Origin of the sequence: Microbacterium sp. 22242 (assembly GCF_052045495.1) — a bacterium.
Lineage (GTDB): Bacteria > Actinomycetota > Actinomycetes > Actinomycetales > Microbacteriaceae > Microbacterium.
In genome coordinates, this window is sequence record NZ_JBQEOZ010000002.1 from 301,349 (window position 1) to 320,607 (window position 19,259).

Here is a 19,259-nt window from a genome sequence, read left to right on the forward strand (position 1 = left end):
CGCGCCTCCACCGGGACGAGACAGGGACGACCCGACGCTTGCGTCGGACCGTCCCGTCTCCGCTCTGCGGTCGCGTCAGCCGGCGATGCGCTCGGCGGCCTCGACCACGTTCGTCATGAGCAGCGCGACCGTCATCGGGCCCACGCCGCCCGGGTTCGGCGAGATCCAGCCGGCCACCTCGGCGACGCCCGGCTCGACATCCCCGTGGACCTTGCTCTTGCCGGTCTCCGGATCCGTCTCGCGCGTCACGCCCACGTCGAGCACCGCGGCGCCGGGCTTCACGTCCTCGGCGCGGATGAGGTGCTTGACGCCGGCGCCGGCGACGATCACGTCCGCCTCCCGCAGGTACGGCGACATATCGGGGGTGCCGGTGTGCACCTGGGTGACCGTGGCGTTGATGTCGCGGCGGGTGAGCAGCAGCCCCATGGGGCGGCCGATCGTGACGCCGCGACCGACGACGACCACGTGCTTGCCCTTGAGGTCGTAGTCGTTGCGCAGCAGCAGCTCGATCACGCCGCGCGGCGTGCACGGCAGCGGGGTGCGGATCGGCGCATTGACGTTCAGCACGAGCCGGCCGAGATTGGTCGGGTGCAGGCCGTCGGCGTCCTTGGCGGGGTCGATCCGCTCCAGGATCGCGTCGGTGTCGAGGTGCTTCGGCAGCGGCAGCTGCACGATGTAGCCGTGGCAGGCCGGATCCGCGTTGAGCTCGTCGATCAGCGCCTCGACCTCGGCCTGGGTGGCCTCGGCGGAGAGCTCGCGCTGGATCGAGTTCATCCCGATGGCCTCGGACTGCTTGTGCTTCATGCCCACGTACAGCTGCGAGGCGGGGTCGGCGCCGACCAGCACCGTGGCGATGCCGGGGACGATCCCCTTCTCCTTGAGCGCGGCGACCCGCTCGGCGAGCTCGGCCTTGATCTCGGCCGCGGCGGCCTTGCCGTCAAGAATCTTCGCGGTCATGTCCCGCTCCTTTCATGCCCGCGCCTCGGGATCCGCGAGAAACCAGTTCGAGCGCGAGACCTCACGACACACGTGGTGTCTCGCGCAGGATCTGGTTTCTCGCGAGTCGCGGAGCCGCGGATCCGGGTCCGGTCGGGCTTACTGCTGCAGGTCCGGGTAGAGCGGGAAGGCGGTCGCGAGCGCGTCGACGCGCGCGCGCAGCGCCTCGACGTCGGCGCCCGGCTGCAGCGCGAGCGCGATCACGTCGGCGACCTCGGTGAACTCGGCGTCGCCGAAGCCGCGGGTCGCGAGCGCCGGGGTGCCGATGCGCAGCCCCGAGGTGACCATCGGCGGACGCGGGTCGTTCGGGACGGCGTTGCGGTTCACCGTGATGTGGATGTCGTGCAGGAGGTCCTCGGCCTGCTTGCCGTCGATCTCGGCGTCGCGCAGGTCGACGAGCACGAGGTGCACGTCGGTGCCGCCGGAGCGGACCGCGATGCCCGCGTCCTTGACGTCCTGCTGTGAGAGGCGGTCGGCGATGAGGGCGGCGCCGCGCAGCACGCGCTCCTGGCGCTCCTTGAACTCCGGGGTGCCGGCGATCTTGAACGCGGTCGCCTTGGCCGCGATCACGTGCATGAGCGGGCCGCCCTGCTGGCCCGGGAACACGGCCGTGTTGATCTTCTTCGCGATGTCGGCGTCGTTCGTGAGGATGAAGCCCGAGCGCGGACCGCCGATGGTCTTGTGCACGGTCGAGGAGACGACGTGCGCGTGCGGCACCGGGTTCGGGTGCAGGCCCGCGGCGACGAGGCCGGCGAAGTGTGCCATGTCGACCCAGAGCAGGGCGCCCACCTCGTCGGCGATCTCGCGGAACGCGGCGAAGTCGAGCGTGCGCGGGTACGCCGACCAGCCCGCGATGATCACCTTCGGCTTGTGCTCGATGGCCAGGCGGCGCACCTCGTCCATGTCGATGGTCGAGGTCTCCGGGTCCACGCCGTACGCGACGATGTCGTAGAGCCGGCCGGAGAAGTTGATCTTCATGCCGTGCGTGAGGTGGCCGCCCTGGTCGAGCGACAGGCCGAGCAGCGTGTCGCCGGGGCGGGCGATCGCGTGCAGCACGGCGGCGTTCGCGGTCGCGCCGGAGTGCGGCTGGACGTTCGCGAACTCGGCGCCGAACAGCTCCTTGGCGCGGGCGATCGCGAGCTCCTCGGCGACGTCGACCTCCTCGCAGCCGCCGTAGTAGCGGCGGCCGGGGTAGCCCTCGGCGTACTTGTTGGTCAGCACGGATCCCTGCGACTGCAGCACCGAGACGGGGACGAAGTTCTCCGAGGCGATCATCTCGAGGAAGGTCTGCTGACGCTTCAGCTCGCGGTCGAGGACCTGGGCGATCTCGGGATCGACCTCGGCGAGAGGCGCGTTGAAGAAACGGTCGGTCATGAGCGTGCTCCTTTGACGGTTACGAAAAGACGGGATGGCTCATCGGCCCAGGCGCGCGGTCGAATCCGTAACGGTCGCTCCCCGGTGGTGCCCCACCCAGACGCCAGTCGCGACAGCCACGAGCCTACCCGATCGCGACGGGATCCCGAGGGCCGTGACGTCGCCGGCGCCGGTGCCCCGGCAGGCGAGCGCACACGGTAGGTTTTGTTCATGGTCCTGCGTGAAGCGCCGTCGCTCATCCCGTTCCCCGCGTCCGCGCGGGCAGGAGAAGGATCGCTGGCGCTCGCCTCGGTCCGCGTGAGCGGGGCGGCCGACGCCGCCGCGCTGCTCCGGGACGACCTCGAGGCGCGGCTCGGCGACGGGGCGCTGGACCCTGCCGGGACGACCGAGATCGTCCTCTCGATCGAGCCCGCGACCGGGTCGCCGGAGGGCTACGCGCTGGACGCCGCGGACCGGCGGATCCTGATCGTCGGGCACGACGCGGCCGGCCTCTTCTACGGCACCCGCACCCTGCTGCAGCTGATCCGTCGCGACGCCGCGGGCTGGAGCGTCCCCGTGATCCGCATCGACGACGCGCCGCGGTTCGCCTACCGCGGGGTCATGCTCGACGTGGCGCGGCACTTCTTCGGCGTCGACGACGTGCGGCGGTACATCGACCGCGCCGCCGACCTGAAGCTCAACCACCTGCACCTGCACCTCAGCGACGACCAGGGCTGGCGGATCCAGATCGACGCCTGGCCGCTGCTCGCCGAGCGCGGCGGTGCCGGCGATGCCGGCGGCGGATCCGGCGGCTTCTTCACCAAGGACGACTACCGCGAGATCGTCGCCCACGCCGCGCTCCGGCACATGACCGTCGTGCCCGAGATCGATCTGCCCGGGCACACCCACGCCGTCGGCATCGGCTATCCGGAGCTCGTGGAGCAGCCCGTGATCACCGCGGCGACGGTGGCCGAGGCGGAGCTGCTGGGCCAGCCGCTGCCCGTGCACGGCGTGCCCTACGCCGGCTGGTCCGTCGGCCACTCGTCCGTCCGCATCCACGACGAACGCACCTACGACCTCATCCGTGACGTGCTCACCGAGATCGCCGACCTCACGCCGGGTCCCTTTCTGCACATCGGCGGAGACGAGTGCCTCGGCACCACCCCGGCGGACTTCGCGCTGTTCCTGCAGCGGGTCAGCCGGATCGCCGCCGGCACCGGCAAGACGCCCGTCGCCTGGCACGAGGCCGGAGCGGTCGCCGACCTCGCCGAGGGGATGATCGGGCAGTACTGGGCGTGCGCGGCGCCGGGGAGCGTGCACGGCGCGCACGCGGCGCACTTCGTCGAACGCGGCGGCGCGCTCATCCTCTCCCCCTCGGATCGCGTCTATCTCGACATGAAGCCACGCGGGGACTTCCCGCTCGGCCTCACCTGGGCCGGGATCGTGCCGCTGCGCACGGCCTACGACTGGGAGCCGACCGCAGTCGTCCCCGGCATCCCTGAGAGCGGGATCCTCGGGGTCGAGGCCCCGCTGTGGACCGAGACGGTCTCGACCCTCAGGGAGGCGGACAGCCTGGTCCACCCGCGGCTCTCGGCGGCCGCGGAGATCGCCTGGTCGCCCCGGCACGGCCCAGAGCGCACCTGGGAGTCGTTCCACGCCAGGGTCGCGGCGCTCCTGGACGGGTGGCAGGCTTCCGGTATCGCCGTCGATCGCGCGGCGCTGGACGACGAGCCGGCCGTCCCCGCCGCGGGCACGACCGGCACCGGCACAGCGACGACCGGCACCGGGACCGGCATCGGGACCGGGACCAAGGGCATCGAGGAGTACGCATGAGCAACCCCGAGACCTCGGAGCAGAGGACGATCGTCATCCACTCCGCGCGGATCGTCTCCGCCGGATCTGCCACCGAGGACGGCTGGATCCGCTTCGAGGACGGAGTGGTCGCGGGCCGCGGCACAGGAGCCTCCTGGGCACCGGCCGACCTCGTCGTCGACGCGACCGAGGCCGCGGGACCAGGAGCGACCCTCACCCCCGGCTTCATCGACATCCACGGGCACGGCGGGGCCGGCGCCGCCTTCGATGACGGCGCCGACGCCATCCGCACGGCACGCGACATGCACCGCTCGCACGGCACCACCCGCGCCGTGGTGTCGCTGATCACCGCGCCGCTCGATCGGCTCGCCGGGCGCGTGTCCGCGGTCGCCGACCTGATGCGGACGGACCGCGACCTGCTCGGATCGCATCTCGAGGGTCCCTTCCTCGACGTGGGCCACAAGGGCGCCCACGACCCCGAGCTGCTGCGCGCCCCGGCGGCGCACGACGTGCGCCGGCTGCTCGAGGCCGGCCGCGGCACCGTGCGGCAGGTGACGCTCGCCCCCGAACTGGACGGCGGACTCGACGCGATCCGGATCGTCGTCGAGGCGGGGGCGGCGGCCGCCGTCGGTCACACCGACGCCGACGACGACACCCTGCGCGCGGCGTTCGACGCCGGGGCGACGATCCTCACGCACGCCTTCAACGCGATGCGCCCGGTGCACCACCGCGAGCCAGGACCCGTGCTCACAGCCGCGCACGACGAGCGCGTGACCCTCGAGGCCATCACCGACAACATCCACCTGCATCCGCATGTCATCAAGCTCTTGTTCGACGAGGCGCCGGGGCGCGTGGCGCTGATCACCGATGCGATGGCGGCGGCGGGATCGGCCGACGGCGACTATCTGCTCGGATCCCTGCACGTCACCGTCGCGAACGGCATCGCCCGAGTCGACAGCGGGTCGATCGCCGGCTCCACGCTCACGCAGGACGTCGCGCTGCGGAACACCGTCGCGGCGGGCGTGCCCCTCGCGCACGCGGTCGAGGCGCTCACCCGCACGCCGGCGCGGGCGATCGGCGTGGCGGAGCGGCTCGGAGCGCTCGAGGCCGGATTCCTGGCCGACGCGGTGCTGCTGACCGCCGACCTCCGCGTGGTCCGGGTGTGGACGGGCGCCCCCCTCGACTCCTGATCCGCGGCCGCGGACAGTGCCGGTCCGGGACGGGCGGGAGCCGCCGTTCCCCATGACGGCGGCCCCGCACTTTCCCCTGTGCCTCCGGTTTCAGAGAAGGCCGGCCCGATACTCCTCCCCCGAGGTGCCGGGCCGACCTGGCCGGCGGATCCCCATCCGCCGGAGCCCTCGCTCGCCGCCCCCCGGTGGCTGCGCGGACTGTCTCTGCTGGATGAGATGGCGGATCGGCCGATCCATTACGCGGGTTCCCGGATCTTCTTCCGAAATTACGAGACCGGGTCTCGAAACCCGTGACACCCGGCTCCACATCGGGCGGAGTCCGGCCGAGTCGCCTCGATTTCGTTCGCACCCTGGCGGATCCCCCGCAGAAGGGTGAAGAATGGAGAATCCGCGTGATCAGATTCCGGAACCCGCGTCTCCTCCGGTGAGACCGCTTCCGCACGAGAACCGACAGATGACAGACCACCTCGATTCCCTTCCGAACGACGCCGACGAGGCACCGGTGCGCAGCGACGCCGACCTCGTGCTGCGATCGCGTTCGGGCGACGCCGATGCGTTCGCCGAGCTGTGGCGTCGGCACTACGCGGCGGGCATCTCCGTGGCCCGGTCGATCACCAGCACCTTCGATGCCGACGACCTCGTGCAGGAGGCGTTCGCCCGCATCTACCAGGCCATCCAGAAGGGCGGCGGGCCGACCGGATCGTTCCGCGCCTACCTGTTCACCAGCATCCGCAACACCGCAGCGGGGTGGGGTCGTGCGCGCCGCGAGGCGCCCGCGGACGAGCTCGACGCACTCGCCGATCCGTCATCCACCGAAGAGGCCGCCAACGACGCGCTCGATCAGAGCCTGTCCGCCCAGGCCTTCCGCAGCCTTCCCGCCCGCTGGCAGGAGGTGCTGTGGTACTCCGAGATCGAGCAGCTGAAGCCCGCGGAGATCGCACCGCTGCTCGGCATGACCGCGGGAGCGACGTCGCAGCTCGCGTTCCGCGCGAGGGAGGGCCTGCGCGAGGCGTGGATCCAGGCCCATCTGCGTACCGCGGAGCCCGGCTCGATCTGCGAATGGACCATCGAGCGGCTCGGCGCGTACGCGCGGGGCAATCTCGGCACCCGTGACCGCAGCAAGCTGGAAGATCATCTGGGCGAGTGCGCGCGCTGCCTCATCGTCGCGGCAGAGGCCAAGGAGGTCTCGCACCGGCTCGCCCTGGTGCTGCTGCCGCTCGTGATCGGCGTCGGCGGATCCAGCGCCTATCTCTCGATGCTGCGCAGCGGAGCCACCCCCGTCGTGGCCCTCGCCGCGATGCCCTCCGGCGTGGTGCAGGGCGCGGTCGTGGCCGGATCCGGAGCTGCCGGAGCAGGTGCGGCCGGATCCGCGGCCGGATCGGGCGCTGCGGGATCCGGAGGGCCCGGCTCCGGAGGCATCGTGGCCGGTTTCGGCGCCCTGGTCGGCGCAGGATCCCTCGCCCTCGTGGTCGCGGGCGCGATCGTCGCCGCCGCGGTCGTCCCCGGCCTGACCGCCGACCCCGCCTCGACGTCCGCACCCTCGGCCTCCGACAAGGGCGACTCCAGCATCGTGGCGCAGGTCACCCCGCCGGCGAACACGCCGGCCCCGCAGCCTGCCGCGCCGCCCGCTCCCGACCCGGCGCCGTCGCCACACCAGGACGCGCCACCCAAGCCCCCCGTGAGCGCCCCGCCCGTCCAGGCCGCTCCGCCGCGCATCCCGGCCGGCGACGTCGCGGCGGCTCCGACCGAGACGTCGAAGCCGACGCCGCCCCCCGTGGACCCCGGCACGGGCACCACCGACCCCGGCACGGGCACCACCGACCCCGGGACGGGAACGACCGACCCCGGGACGGGCACGACTGACCCCGGGACGGGCACCACCGACCCCGGCACGCCTGCGCTGCCCACGACGCCCCCGGTGATCGCGGGCGTCGGCTGCGCGCTGGATCTGACCGGGCTTCCGGTGACCATGACGGTGACCATTCCCGTCGAAGGGGTCGCCGACACCGACGTGCAGGCGACGATCGGGACCGCCGCTCAGCCCGCGGAGACCATCACCCTGAACTCCTCGGGCACCGGCTCGTTCGCTCTGCACCTGCCGCAGAGCCAGGTCAACCCCAGCACCACCGTCACGGTCGCCTACGTCCTCGACGGTCAGACCGGCGCCCCCGCCACGGTGACGCTGCCGCCGTGGCATGTGTGCGTCCTGGAGACCGTCGGCGTCACCCCGGCGGACGGCGGCACCACGACGACGCCTGCCACGACGCCTGCCACAGCCCCGACCACGACGCCGACGACCACGACGCCGACAACCACGACGCCGACGACCACGACGCCGACGGAGACCACGACGACGACGACGCCGGCGGACACCACCACGCCTGCGACCGCCGATCCGACGACGACCGCGCCTGCCGCACCCGTCCAGGCCCCCGCCGCTTCCGACGCGACCTCATCGACAGCCGCGCCGACGGACGGCGTGTCCGCCCCCGGAGCCCCGGACCCCGCGACCACGGCTGCGGGAATCACTGCTGCCGCGACCACGGCGCCGGCGACCACGGCTCCGGCCGAGCCGGCGCCCTCCCTCCCCGCCGTCCCCGCCACGCCCGGCGCGTAGAATTGCAGGCATGTCCGCCGACACGCCTGCCACCGAGACCCCCGGGGTCCTCCCGCGCGCGACCCCGCTCGACATCGTGCGCGTGGTGGTCCTGATCGTGGCGCTCGCGTCGCTCGCACTGTGGGGCCTCGTGGCCTGGACGCTGCCATGGAACCTCGTCGCGGCGATCGGCGCGCCGGTGCTCACGCTGCTGCTGTGGGCGCTGTTCCTGTCGCCGCGCCCGGTGCTCGTCGTGCATCCGTTCCTCCGCGCCGCGGTCGAGCTCGTCGTCTACGCCGGCGTCACGGTCGCGTGGTGGACGATGGGACAGGCCTGGGTGGGACTCGGATTCGCCGTCGTCGCGATCGCCTCCGGCCTCCTCGCCGGCCGCCGCGCCCTGCCCTGAGGCCGGGTCGATGCCGGACACCTCCGTCGTCGACCGGTTGCGCACCGCTCTCGGCGACCGCGTCGACACCGCGCCCGCCGCGCTCGAGGCGGCGCGCGCGGATCGGTCCGGCCACGCGTCCCCCGGCGCCCCGCTCGCCGTCGTCCATGCGGAGTCGACGACCGACGTGCAGGAGACCCTGCGCATCGCCCATGCCACCCGCACCCCCGTCGTGATCCGCGGGGCCGGCACCGGTCTCGCCGGTGCGGCGAACGCGGGGCCGGGCGAGATCGTGCTGTCGACCGTTCGGATGCGGCAGGTGCGGGAGATCCGCCCCGAGGACCTGCTGGCCGTCGTGGAGCCGGGAGTCCTGAACGGCGAGCTCGACGAGCTGCTCGCCGAGCACGGCCTGTGGTGGCCGCCGGACCCGGCCAGCAAGGACATCTCCACGGTCGGCGGCAACATCGCCACCGGCGCCGGCGGCCTGCTCTGCGCGAAGTACGGCGTGGTCCGGGACGCGGTGCTCGGCGTGGACCTCGTGCTCGCCGACGGGCGGCTGCTGCACCTCGGCCATCGCAGCGTGAAGGGGGTCACCGGACTCGACCTCACCTCGCTCGTGATCGGCTCCGAGGGCCGGCTCGGCGTCGTCGTGGCCGCGACGCTGAAGCTGCGTCGCGTCGTGCCCGGCACGCCGCGCACGATCGTCGCGACGTTCCCGGATGTGCGCTCGGCAGCACGCGGATCCGCCGCCGTCACGGCCGACGGCGCGCAGCCGTCGATCATGGAGCTGATGGACGCACGCTCGCTCGCCGCGGTGCACGCGCTGCTGCGGCTCGACCCGCCCGCCCCCGGCCTCGCCCAGCTGACGATCCAGACCGATGGCCCCGCGGCCTCCGCGGAGGCGGCGCAGATCGCCACCGTGCTGCGCGCCGCCGGAGGCGCCGTGACGGTCACCGACGATGCCGCGGAGGGCGAGCGCCTGCTGCGCATCCGCCGTTCGATGCACGCCGCGATGGCCTCGCTCGGCACGACCCTCATCGAGGACGTCTCGGTCCCCCGCAGCGCCCTGCCCGCCATGTTCGACGAGATCGCGCGGATCGAGCACGACTACGGCATCGTGATCCCCACGGTCGCGCACGCCGGGGACGGCAACCTGCATCCGAATTTCATCACCGACGAGCCGGAGATCCCTGAGACCATCTGGCGCGCGGCCGACGACCTGTTCCGCGCGGCGATCCGGCTCGGCGGCACGCTGACCGGCGAGCACGGGATCGGCGTGCTGAAGAGCCGCTGGCTCGCCGAGGAGCTCGGCCAGGACCAGTGGGACCTGCAGCAGCAGATCGTGCGCGTCTTCGACCCCGCCGGGATCCTGAATCCTGGAAAGGTCTTCGCACCCCGACCGGAAGGATCCGATGCCTGACATCCACGTCTCGGCCGCCGTCATCACGGACCGCGCAGGACGCGTGCTCGTGGTGCGCAAGCAGGGCACCGAGCGCTTCATGCAGCCCGGCGGCAAGCCGGAGCCCGGCGAGACCGCCGCGCAGACGCTCGCCCGCGAGCTGTACGAGGAGCTCGGCCTGCAGGTCGAGGAGGAGGATCTGCGCCCGCTCGGCGTGTTCGTCTCCGCCGCGGCGAACGAGCCGGGTCACCGGGTGGTGGCCACAGCGTTCGCGATGACGGCGGAGCCCGGCGACGTGCAGGTGCAGGCCGAGCTCGCCGAGCTGCGCTGGATCTCCCCGGGCGACGCGGCAGCGCTCCCGCTCGCGCCGCTCAGCGAGGAGCACCTGCTCCCGATCGCCTGGCCCGCCTGAGCGGTCAGATGCCCTGCCAGGCCGGCTTGTTCTCGAACGTGTAGCGGTAGTAGTCCGCGAGCCGGAGCTTCGACGCCGCCGCCTCGTCCACGACCACCGTGGCGTGCGGGTGCAGCTGGATCGCTGAGCCGGGCACGAACGCGGTGAGCGGCCCCTCCACCGCGGCCGCGACCGCGTCCGCCTTGCCCTCGCCGTACGCGAGCAGCACGAGGTGCCGCGCCTCCAGGATCGTGCCGAGCCCCTGGGTGATGCAGTGCATCGGCACCTGGTCGATCGAGTCGAAGAAGCGCGCGTTGTCCTCGCGGGTCTGCGCCGTCAGGGTCTTCACCCTGGTGCGCGACGCGAACGAGGATCCCGGCTCGTTGAAGCCGATGTGCCCGTCGGTGCCGATCCCCAGGATCTGCAGGTCGACGCCGCCTGCGGCGCGGATCTTCGCGTCGTATTCGGCGCCCGCGTGCTCGATCCCGTCCTCAGCGCCGTCCGGCACGTGCACCAGGGCCGGGTTCAGGCCGAGGGGCTCGACGACCTCGCGCGTGATCACGGAGCGATAGCTCTCCGGATGCGCAGGATCGATGCCCACGTACTCGTCCAGCGCGAATCCGCGCACGTGCGAGAGGTCGGCCCCGGCGAGCCGGTTCCGCAGCGCCGCGTAGACGGGCAGCGGCGTGGATCCGGTCGCCAGGCCCAGCACCGCGTCCGAGCGGCGGGCGATCAGCCGGGCGATCTCCTCCGCGACCAGCTCGCCCGCGGCGGCGGCGCTCTCGACGATGACGACTTCAGCCATGGATTGCTCCCTCGTGCGCGTTCATCCGGGCCGCGCCGACGAGCGCGGCGCCCAGCGCTGCCGCCGGAGACCCGGCGGGCAGCAGTTCGATCCTCTCATCGAGGCGCAGGGACCCGATGAACGCGGATCCCTCCCCCTCGAGACGCAGCCGTCGCACGAGGTCGCCGAGCAGCCGGTCGCCGAGCGCCGTCACGCCGCCGCCGATCACGACCGTCTCCACGTCGGCGCTCAGCACGAGGCAGCGCACGGCCGACGCCGCGCCGTAGGCGATCCCCGCACGCAGCTCGGCGGCGAGCGGATCGCCCGCCTCGGCGAGGTCGAAGATGTCGAGGATCGGCAGCGCGCCACCGCGCCCCCAAGCCCTCGCGACCGCGCCGCCGCCGCAGAACGTCTCGATGCAGCCGCGCTGCCTGCACCCGCAGACGCGGCCGCCGGGATCCACCGACAGATGCCCGATCTCGCCGGCCGTGCCCCGGGCGCCGCGCCACAGCCGTCCGTCGATCACGATGCCCGCGGCCACGCCGGTGCCGAGGTTGAGATAGGCCATCGAGTGCGCGTCGCCGCGCAGCGATCCCGCACCGAGCGCCGCGGCCTTCACGTCGTTCTCGACCGCCACCGGGACGAGCAGCCGTGTCCGCACCGCGGACGCGAGGTCGAGGTCGGCGACTCCGAGGTTGACCGCGTGCAGGACACGCCCGCCCTCCGCGTCGACGAGTCCGGGGATCCCGATTCCGACCGAGACCACATCTGCGGTCGCGAAACCGCCCTCCGCGGCGAGGGCGTCGATCGCGTCGTGCACGGCCGTCACCACGGCGTGGTCGCCCCAGCCGGTGGGGATCCTGGTGCGCGCGACGATCTCGTCGTCCGGTCCGAGTGCGAGGGCGTCGATCTTGGTGCCGCCCACATCCAGGCCGACCCGCATCGCGCTCACGAGACGCCCAGCTGGCTGGACAGCACCATGACCGCGGCCCCGCGGAGCACGATGTCCTTCTGCGCGGTGAGCCGGATCACGACATCGTCGTAGACGCCCTCCAGGGTGCGCTCGGCGAGGGTGCGGGTCGCCGCCTCGATGAGCGTGCCGTCGAGGAGATCCGCGGGCCCCGACAGCACGATCTCGGAGAGGTCGAGCGCGGCCACGATCGGTGCGATCCCGATGCCGAGGCGGACGCCGGCATCGTGCAGCACCGCCTCCCTCTCCTCCGGGGCCGCGTCGGCGATGCGGGCGCGCAGGGTCGACGCGCTCAGCCACGCCTCCAGGCAGCCGTCCCTGCCGCACGCGCAGCGCGGGCCGCCGTCGGTGCCGACCACGACATGCCCGATCTCGCCCGCAGCGAACCTGCTGCCGACGAGCGGCTGACTGTCCGAGATGAGCCCGGCCCCCACTCCGCGACCGACCTTGACGAGCAGCATGTCGGCTCTCGCCTGGCCGAACGTGTACTCGGCGAGCACGGCGGCATTGGCGTCGTTGCGCACCAGCACGGGCAGGTCGAGGGCGGCGCTGAGCAGCCGCTCGAGCGGGAAGTCGGTCCAGTCCAGGTTCGGCGAGCTGAGCACCAGTCCGTCGGACCGCACGATGCCGGGCGCACCGACCCCGACGCCGAGCACGGGCGCCGTGGACAGCGACAGCAGCTCGTCCGCGAGCGCGCGCACCGCCTCGTAGGCGGCCGTCCCGCCGCTCGGGCGCGGCACCTCGCGACGCTCCAGGACCTCGCCGTCCAGGCTCAGCAGGGCCCCTTCGAACGCACCGGGGCCGGACAGGTCGATTCCGACGATGCGATGCCCGTCGCGGTCGATGTCGATGAGGATCGGCGGCTTGCCGGGACCGGTCGTCTCGCGGATCCCCTTCTCCACGACGATGCCGTCGGCGATGAACTCGCCGACGAGGTCGGAGATCGTCACCCGGGTGAGGCCGGTCTCCCGGGAGAGGTCTGCGCGGCTCATCGCCCCGTTGTGGAAGAGCGTCTGCAGCACCAGCGCCCTGTTGTGGCCTCTCGCGTGCTCGGGCAGCACCTTCACCCGCGTGCGCAGATGCCGCGCCGGACCGAATCGGTGCGGGCTGGAGCCGCCGTGGTCCGCGTTCATCCTGCGACGCTGCTCATCCATGAGAACATGTTTGTTAGTAGACCTTACGAACAGGGGAAACGCAAGCCGTCGCGCGGGACGCGCCGGTCGGGTGATGCAAACGTTACCGGACGGCAACGCTCCGCGCACCGCCGGGATCCCGCACCCGGATCCCGCGGTTCCCAGGCCCTCTCTCCCGCGCTCGGAGCGCGCTGCCAGGCCGCTCTGCTTGGATGTGATCCCGCTCCCGAACGCCAGGAGGACCGCCATGATCCGCCGCCCGCTCGCCGTCGGCGCCACCGCTCTCGCCGCGCTGACGCTCTCCACGCTGACCCTCTCCGGCTGCGCCACCGGCGCGCTCCCGCCCGGCGCCGCCTCCTCGCCCGCCCCCGCCACCTCGGCCGGCGCCGACACGCAGACCACGTCCGACGCCTGCGCCGCGATGACCGGCGTGCTGACCGAGGTGGGCGAGGACGTCGCCTCGATCGATCCCGCCGCGGCGGCCAAGGATCCCGCCGGCACGCGCAAGCGCTTCCAGGCCGACGTCGACCGGATCGGCGCCGCCGTCGACGAGCTCGGCAACGGACGGATCCGCACCGCCGCGCAGCAGGTGCAGGCGGTCTACGCGAAGTACGCGGATGTCCTCACGAAAGCGGTGCAGGACGGCGATCCGGCCGCGGCCGCCCAGCTGCTGCAGGCGCCGAAGGACATCGGCGACGCCACACGGTCGTTCGACGACCTGTGCGCGGCCTCCTGAGCATCTCCTCCGGAGAGGACGGACTTTCGCGGCGCCCGCCAGGCAGATGTGCTTCCGTTGCCGTTCTGTGATATGGCATCCCGTATCCTGAGGGGTACTTGATATCTCAGAGGGCAGGGGGGTGTGGACGTGACGGATCTGGCAACGGCAGCGGGGGCTTCGACCGAGGAGTCTCCGATCGTCGACGGCACGGACGGGTTCGCGGACATGACCGCCGCGGGCGGCATGGACGGCGCCACGACGCCGATCGACGCCGGCGATGACGGATCAGGGGATCGTCCCGTGGAGTGGGCGCCCACCGCAGACGCGCCGAAGAAGAAGCGCCACGTCGGCCGCTGGGTCGGGATCGGACTCGCCGCGATCGCGCTGGGTCTCGGCGCGGCATCGACCATCCTGATCGCCCCGGGCACCGCCATCGCCGGCGTGCCGGTCGGCGGGATGACGGTGGGCGCGGCCGCGGAGGCGGTGAACAGCCACGTGTCCGGCATGCAGATCACGCTCACCGGACAGGGTTCCGGCAACCATGTCACGGGCTCGGATCTCGGCGCGCACATCGACGCCACCAAGCTCGCAGAACAGGCGTTCGCGAAGCATCCGATGTGGAACATCACGTCGTGGATGTCCGCGCCGATCAGCGGCACGATCACGCTCGATGCCCGCGCGGCCGAGCACGCGCTGCGCGCGCAGGTGCCGTCCGTCTACCAGGACGCGACCGACGCCACCGTGTCGTTCGACGCGGCCGCCGGCAAGTACGTCACGACACCGGGCAAGAGCGGCTCCGGCATCAGCCTGGCCGCCCTCACCGACGCGATCTCGACCGCCGCGGACAAGGGCGACGGCAGCATGTCGTTCCCGGCGTCGGCGACGCCGGTCGCCCCCGGGATCACCGACAAGACCGCGACCGACACCGCCGCGCGACTGAACACGATGCTCTCCACGATCGGCTTCTACGTGGGCAAGGAGCGCACCGTGCCGGTCGATCCGGCCACCGCGGCGAGCTGGATCAGGGTGACCCCCGACGACGGGTCCCTGTCGATCCAGGCCGACCAGGCCGCAATCCAGAAGGCCGTGGACGGCCTCGCCGCGAAGGTGAACCGCGCCCCGGTCAACGCGACCACCGTGGTGAACTCGTCCGGCGAGGTCCTGCAGAACCTCACCCCCGGCGTGAACGGCCGCCAGCTCGGCGACGTGTCCGGGGCCGCCGCAGGGTTCGCCTCCCAGCTGCAGGGCGGGGACGGCACGTTCGCGCTGCCGGTCAAGGACACGCCGTTCAGCTCCACCGCGCTGCTGCGCAAGATCGACGTGAACCTCAGCACGGAGACCTTGACGGTGACCGAGAACGGCAACGTCGTCGACTCCTGGCTGGTCTCCTCCGGGCGCGAGGGCTTCGCCACGCACACCGGCTCGTTCACCGTGAACTGGAAGCTCGACACCCAGAACATGGGCAACACCGACCTCACGAAGGCGCCGTTCTACTACCAGCCGGACGTGAAGTGGGTCATGTACTTCAACGGCGATGAGGCCCTGCACGGCGTGTACTGGCACGACAACTGGGGCACCCCGATGAGCCACGGCTGCGTCGGCATGCCCGAGTACCGCGCCGAGTGGCTGTTCGACTGGAGCCCGCAGGGCATCGAGGTCAACGTCCACTACTGAGCGGATCCGGGTCCGTTGCACGAAGAAACCCCGCCGCGTGACGCAGCGGGGTTTCTTGTGTCCTCAGCGGATCAGTTCAGACCGTCGATGACCGCGTTCAGGGTCGCGGATGGGCGCATGACCTTCGCCACGAGCGCGCCGTCGGGACGGTAGTAGCCGCCGATCTCTGCGTGCTTGCCCTGCACCGCGTTCAGCTCCGAGACGATGCGCTGCTCGTCCGCGGCGAGCGCAGCCGCGACCGGCGCGAACGCTGCGGCGAGGTCGGCGTCCTCGGTCTGCTGCGCCAGCTCCTGCGCCCAGTACATCGCGAGGTAGAAGTGGCTGCCGCGGTTGTCGATCGTGCCCAGCGCACGTCCCGGCGAGCGGTCCTCCTCGAGGAAGGTGCCGGTGGCGGCGTCGAGAGTCTTGGCGAGGATCGCCGCCTTCGCGTTGCCCGTGCGGTCCGCGTAGTGCTCGAACGAGGCCGCCAGGGCGAAGAACTCGCCCAGCGAGTCCCAGCGCAGGTAGTTCTCCTCGACGAGCTGCTGCACGTGCTTCGGGGCGGATCCGCCCGCGCCGGTCTCGAACAGGCCTCCGCCGGCGAGCAGCGGGACGATCGAGAGCATCTTGGCGCTCGTGCCCACCTCGAGGATCGGGAACAGGTCGGTGAGGTAGTCGCGCAGCACGTTGCCCGTGACCGAGATCGTGTCCTGACCCTTGCGCATGCGCTCCAGCGAGTAGCGCGTCGCGTCCTCGGGGGTGAGGATCTCGATCGTGAGGCCGTCGGTGTCGTGGTCCTTCAGGTACTCGGTCACCTTGGCGATCAGCGCCGCGTCGTGCGAACGCGACGGGTTGAGCCAGAACACGGCGGGGACGCCGGTCGCGCGGGCTCGGCTCACGGCCAGGCGCACCCAGTCGCGGACCGGGACGTCCTTGGTCTGCGTGGCACGCCAGATGTCGCCGGTGTGCACCTCGTGCTCGAGGACGACCTCGCCGGACGAGGTGACGACCTGCACGCGGCCGTCGGCGGCGATCTCGAAGGTCTTGTCGTGGCTGCCGTACTCCTCGGCGGCCTGCGCCATCAGGCCGACGTTCGAGACGCTGCCGATCGTGGCCGGGTCGAGCGGGCCGTGCGCGATGACGTCCTCGATCGCCGCCTCGTAGACACCCGCGTACGACGAGTCGGGGATGACCGCCAGGGTGTCGTCCTCGCCGCCGTCCTTGCCCCACAGCTTGCCGCCGTTGCGGATCAGGGCGGGCATCGACGCGTCGACGATGACGTCGCTCGGCACATGCAGGTTCGTGATGCCCTTGTCCGAGTTCACGTAGCTGAGCCGGGGGCCGTTCTCCATGGCGCGCAGGAACGCCTCGGCGATCTCCTCCCCGCCTTCGACGCCGGAGAGCCCGGAGAGGATGGAGCCGAGCCCGTCGTTCGCGGTGAGACCCGCGGCTGCGAGCTGCTCCCCGTACCGGTCGAACACGTCCGCGAAGTAGGCGCGCACGACGTGGCCGAAGATGATCGGATCCGAGACCTTCATCATCGTGGCCTTGAGGTGCACCGAGTACAGCACGTCCTCGGCCTTCGCCTCGGCGAGGGTCTCGGCGAGGAAGGCGTCGAGGGCGGCGGCGTTCAGGAACGTCGCGTCGACGATCTCGCCGGGCAGCACCTTGAGGTTCTCCTTGAGCACGGTGACCTCGCCGTCGGCGGAGACGTGCTGGATCGTGAGCACGTCGTCGCCCGCCGAGACCCAGCTCTTCTCGTTCGCCTTGAAGTCGTCGTGACCGAGGGTCGCCACGTGGGTCTTGGACCCCTGGGCGAACGCCTTGTTGCGGTGCGGGTGCTTCTTCGCGTAGTTCTTCACCGCGAGCGGCGCGCGCCGGTCGCTGTTGCCCTCGCGCAGCACCGGATTCACCGCGGATCCCTTGATCCGGTCGTAGCGGGCGCGGATGTCCTTCTCCTCGACCGTCGTCGCCTCGTCCGGGTAGTCCGGGACGTCGAACCCCTTCTGCCGCAGTTCGGCGATGGCCGCCTTGAGCTGCGGGATCGAGGCCGAGATGTTCGGCAGCTTGATGATGTTCGCCGCGGGAGTGGTGGCGAGCCCGCCGAGCTCGGCGAGCGCGTCGCCCACCGCCTGGTCGGCGCGCAGGCGCTCGGGGAACGCCGCGAGGATCCGGCCGGCGAGCGAGATGTCGCGGGTCTCGATGTCGACGCCCGCCTGGTGGGCGAAGGCCTGGACGATCGGCAGGAGCGAGGCGGTCGCCAGTGCCGGTGCCTCGTCGGTATAGGTGTAGATGATGGCGTCGTCGGTCACCGGGGTCTCCGTTTCACGCAGGGAGTGGTCTTCACGCAGGATTTGTCTCGATACCAAGATACCTGAGCGGCCGAGCCGCCCGAGGGCCGAAGGGGCACCGCAGCCGAGCGTCCGGTGAACTTCTCCTCACGTTTCCGCTTGGTCCGTCTCAGGAGCCTTCCAGGGTTTAGCCTGGGCTCTATGACGGAACTGCGATTGGTCGAACTGTCCGCGGCGACGATCGTCGCCGTCAACAACCTCTCCCTCAAGCCCGGGCAGGAGCAGTTCCTCGCTCCGGTGTCCTACGGGATCGCCGCGACCGTCATGAATCCGCAGACCACCTGGCAGCGGGTCGTGCTCGACGGCGACGAGGTCGTCGGCTTCGTCAGCGCGAACTTCGATCCCGAGGCTCCCGAGGAGCACTTCCGCTCCGTGCTGTGGCGCATCAACGTGGCGGCCGACGAACAGGGACGCGGCGTGGGACGGTTCGCCGTGGAAAGCCTGCTCGACGAGGCCAGGAAGCGCGGCTTCCACCACCTGACCGTGATCTACGAGGCGGGTGAGGGCGGGCCCGAGGTCTTCTTCGAGCGCGTCGGCTTCTCGCCCGTCGGCGAGACCGAATACGGCGAAGTGATCGCCGAGATCCGCTTCGCCTGACACGCCTGCGCCTCGGCTCGCGTACGCTGATACCAGCGGCGGGACTTCGAATCCCCTCCCCCATCGAAGTCCCGTCGCCTTCTTCGTCCGGACCCCGCATACGCCCCCGTCCGGGCTGCCCGGGTCACCGGTCGTCGCGGCGCCGTGCGGTCCACTCCGCCGTGGCGTCCCGCAGCACCTCCGCACCGCGGCCGAGCAGCGACTGCGCGGCGTCCTGCCAGCTCGGGCGAGGATCGGTCACGGCGCCCGCGACGCGTTCCGCCTCGTTCAGCGCGCTGTCCAGGGCGGCGACCGCGTCGCGGTACGCCGCGAACTCCTCGGGGCTGATCCGCCCGGCGTCCCGAGACGGGCGCGTCAGACTCGCCCGCTCCCGCGCGGCGGAGAGCGCGGCCGTCGCCGGCACGCGCACATCGGTCATCCGCGGGTAGGCGATGAGCAGCGCGGGATCGGTCTCGTAGCGCATCCACCGCGCGATGATCGCCTCGTGGCCGGCCATCAGCCGTTCGAGCGGATCGCCCGGCGTGGAGAGCTCGGCCCGCGCCGCCCGCAGCCGCGCCCGGCGCGACCGCACCAGAGCCGACGTCGCGCGCGCCTCGATCTCCGCGTCCCGCAGCCGCCGCCGTGAGCGGTGGACCTCCGCATCGGTCGCCCGCCCGGCGGCGCGTGCGGCCGTGACGTGCGCGAGGTCCGCTCGCGCCACCCGGAGCGCGGCATGCCGGGTCACGACGTCGGTCTTCGCCTCCGCGAGCTCCTTGCGCGCCGCGTCGACGGCCAGGCGCCGACGCCGGCCGCGGCGCCGCAGCGTCACGGACCCGCCGGCGGCACCCGCGCCGACCACCGCCGGCGCGATCCACCAGAGCTCGACCGCCGAGAACGGATCCACGTCCTCATGCTAACCGTCGCCCGAAGCCCCCGGATCCGGACGAGCGAN

Annotated in this window: 16 protein-coding genes and 1 riboswitch; of the genes, 9 read left to right on the top strand and 7 right to left on the bottom strand. The window is 72.0% G+C overall.

Annotated elements, in window-relative coordinates; all coding sequences use genetic code 11:
• Positions 1–75: 75 nt before the first annotated feature.
• The gene (locus ACTJJZ_RS03105; RefSeq protein ID WP_440719700.1) at positions 76–957 is read right to left on the bottom strand and encodes a bifunctional methylenetetrahydrofolate dehydrogenase/methenyltetrahydrofolate cyclohydrolase; all 882 of its coding nucleotides are present in this window, start codon (positions 955–957) and stop codon (positions 76–78) included.
• 138 nt (positions 958–1,095) lie between these two features.
• Positions 1,096–2,370, bottom strand: a complete 1,275-nt coding sequence (gene glyA, locus ACTJJZ_RS03110) for a serine hydroxymethyltransferase (protein WP_440719701.1) — start codon at positions 2,368–2,370, stop codon at positions 1,096–1,098.
• Between the two features lie 38 nt (positions 2,371–2,408).
• A riboswitch (ZMP/ZTP riboswitch) is annotated at positions 2,409–2,491 on the bottom strand.
• 89 nt (positions 2,492–2,580) lie between these two features.
• Here glyA and ACTJJZ_RS03115 point away from each other — a divergent pair.
• From ACTJJZ_RS03115 to ACTJJZ_RS03140, 6 genes are all read left to right on the top strand, one after another.
• Complete coding sequence (locus ACTJJZ_RS03115; RefSeq protein ID WP_440719702.1) at positions 2,581–4,182, top strand: family 20 glycosylhydrolase; 1,602 nt, start codon at positions 2,581–2,583, stop codon at positions 4,180–4,182.
• A complete protein-coding gene (gene nagA / locus ACTJJZ_RS03120) occupies positions 4,179–5,351 on the top strand; it encodes an N-acetylglucosamine-6-phosphate deacetylase (RefSeq protein ID WP_440719703.1) in 1,173 nt (390 codons plus the stop codon). Before ACTJJZ_RS03115 ends, nagA begins: the two co-directional genes overlap by 4 nt.
• A 454-nt stretch (positions 5,352–5,805) precedes the next feature.
• Entirely contained in the window at positions 5,806–7,968 is a 2,163-nt protein-coding gene (locus tag ACTJJZ_RS03125; protein ID WP_440719704.1) for a sigma-70 family RNA polymerase sigma factor, read from the top strand.
• 10 nt (positions 7,969–7,978) lie between these two features.
• Positions 7,979–8,353 (top strand): YrdB family protein, encoded by a 375-nt coding sequence (locus tag ACTJJZ_RS03130; RefSeq protein WP_440719705.1) that lies wholly within the window; start codon positions 7,979–7,981, stop codon positions 8,351–8,353.
• A gap of 10 nt (positions 8,354–8,363) precedes the next feature.
• Entirely contained in the window at positions 8,364–9,752 is a 1,389-nt protein-coding gene (locus tag ACTJJZ_RS03135; RefSeq protein ID WP_440719706.1) for an FAD-binding oxidoreductase, read from the top strand.
• Positions 9,745–10,143 carry an NUDIX hydrolase gene (locus ACTJJZ_RS03140; RefSeq protein WP_440719707.1) on the top strand — a complete coding sequence of 133 codons (399 nt, stop codon included), beginning with the start codon at positions 9,745–9,747 and terminating at the stop codon, positions 10,141–10,143. The genes ACTJJZ_RS03135 and ACTJJZ_RS03140 overlap by 8 nt, the downstream gene beginning before the upstream one ends.
• Before the next feature lie 4 nt (positions 10,144–10,147).
• Here ACTJJZ_RS03140 and nagB read toward each other — a convergent pair whose 3' ends face one another.
• The 3 genes from nagB to ACTJJZ_RS03155 are packed head-to-tail and all read right to left on the bottom strand — an operon-like array spanning position 10,148 to position 13,009.
• Positions 10,148–10,927, bottom strand: coding sequence for a glucosamine-6-phosphate deaminase (nagB, locus tag ACTJJZ_RS03145; RefSeq protein ID WP_440719708.1), 780 nt, complete (start codon positions 10,925–10,927; stop codon positions 10,148–10,150).
• Positions 10,920–11,849, bottom strand: a complete 930-nt coding sequence (locus tag ACTJJZ_RS03150) for an ROK family protein (protein ID WP_440719767.1) — start codon at positions 11,847–11,849, stop codon at positions 10,920–10,922. The genes nagB and ACTJJZ_RS03150 overlap by 8 nt, the downstream gene beginning before the upstream one ends.
• 5 nt (positions 11,850–11,854) lie before the next feature.
• On the bottom strand, positions 11,855–13,009 hold the full coding sequence (locus ACTJJZ_RS03155) for an ROK family transcriptional regulator (RefSeq protein WP_440719768.1): 1,155 nt from the start codon (positions 13,007–13,009) through the stop codon (positions 11,855–11,857).
• 247 nt (positions 13,010–13,256) lie between these two features.
• Between ACTJJZ_RS03155 and ACTJJZ_RS03160 the strand changes: the two genes are divergently transcribed.
• Positions 13,257–13,745: a hypothetical protein gene (locus ACTJJZ_RS03160; RefSeq protein WP_440719709.1), complete on the top strand. Its 489-nt coding sequence runs from the start codon at positions 13,257–13,259 to the stop codon at positions 13,743–13,745.
• 129 nt (positions 13,746–13,874) lie between these two features.
• A complete protein-coding gene (locus ACTJJZ_RS03165; RefSeq protein ID WP_440719710.1) occupies positions 13,875–15,401 on the top strand; it encodes a L,D-transpeptidase family protein in 1,527 nt (508 codons plus the stop codon).
• Positions 15,402–15,472: 71 nt separating this feature from the next.
• On the opposite strand, the gene ACTJJZ_RS03170 is transcribed toward ACTJJZ_RS03165, so the two are convergent.
• Positions 15,473–17,692, bottom strand: coding sequence for an NADP-dependent isocitrate dehydrogenase (locus tag ACTJJZ_RS03170; protein WP_440719711.1), 2,220 nt, complete (start codon positions 17,690–17,692; stop codon positions 15,473–15,475).
• A gap of 180 nt (positions 17,693–17,872) precedes the next feature.
• Here ACTJJZ_RS03170 and ACTJJZ_RS03175 point away from each other — a divergent pair, with 180 nt between their 5' ends.
• Positions 17,873–18,328 carry an N-acetyltransferase family protein gene (locus ACTJJZ_RS03175; protein WP_440719712.1) on the top strand — a complete coding sequence of 152 codons (456 nt, stop codon included), beginning with the start codon at positions 17,873–17,875 and terminating at the stop codon, positions 18,326–18,328.
• A gap of 124 nt (positions 18,329–18,452) precedes the next feature.
• Here ACTJJZ_RS03175 and ACTJJZ_RS03180 read toward each other — a convergent pair whose 3' ends face one another.
• Positions 18,453–19,211 carry a hypothetical protein gene (locus ACTJJZ_RS03180; protein ID WP_440719713.1) on the bottom strand — a complete coding sequence of 253 codons (759 nt, stop codon included), beginning with the start codon at positions 19,209–19,211 and terminating at the stop codon, positions 18,453–18,455.
• Positions 19,212–19,259: the final 48 nt, after the last annotated feature.

Bases quoted from the DNA above. Each gene is read 5' to 3' on its own strand.
- ACTJJZ_RS03140 (WP_440719707.1), top strand. From the start codon at position 9,745: ATGCCTGACATCCACGTCTCGGCCGCCGTCATCACGGACCGCGCAGGA.
- nagB (WP_440719708.1), bottom strand. From the start codon at position 10,927: ATGGCTGAAGTCGTCATCGTCGAGAGCGCCGCCGCCGCGGGCGAGCTG.
- ACTJJZ_RS03135 (WP_440719706.1), top strand. From the start codon at position 8,364: ATGCCGGACACCTCCGTCGTCGACCGGTTGCGCACCGCTCTCGGCGAC.
- ACTJJZ_RS03160 (WP_440719709.1), top strand. From the start codon at position 13,257: ATGATCCGCCGCCCGCTCGCCGTCGGCGCCACCGCTCTCGCCGCGCTG.
- ACTJJZ_RS03115 (WP_440719702.1), top strand. From the start codon at position 2,581: ATGGTCCTGCGTGAAGCGCCGTCGCTCATCCCGTTCCCCGCGTCCGCG.
- ACTJJZ_RS03125 (WP_440719704.1), top strand. From the start codon at position 5,806: ATGACAGACCACCTCGATTCCCTTCCGAACGACGCCGACGAGGCACCG.
- ACTJJZ_RS03175 (WP_440719712.1), top strand. From the start codon at position 17,873: ATGACGGAACTGCGATTGGTCGAACTGTCCGCGGCGACGATCGTCGCC.
- ACTJJZ_RS03155 (WP_440719768.1), bottom strand. From the start codon at position 13,009: ATGAACGCGGACCACGGCGGCTCCAGCCCGCACCGATTCGGTCCGGCG.
- nagA (WP_440719703.1), top strand. From the start codon at position 4,179: ATGAGCAACCCCGAGACCTCGGAGCAGAGGACGATCGTCATCCACTCC.
- ACTJJZ_RS03150 (WP_440719767.1), bottom strand. From the start codon at position 11,849: ATGCGGGTCGGCCTGGATGTGGGCGGCACCAAGATCGACGCCCTCGCA.
- ACTJJZ_RS03130 (WP_440719705.1), top strand. From the start codon at position 7,979: ATGTCCGCCGACACGCCTGCCACCGAGACCCCCGGGGTCCTCCCGCGC.
- glyA (WP_440719701.1), bottom strand. From the start codon at position 2,370: ATGACCGACCGTTTCTTCAACGCGCCTCTCGCCGAGGTCGATCCCGAG.
- ACTJJZ_RS03105 (WP_440719700.1), bottom strand. From the start codon at position 957: ATGACCGCGAAGATTCTTGACGGCAAGGCCGCCGCGGCCGAGATCAAG.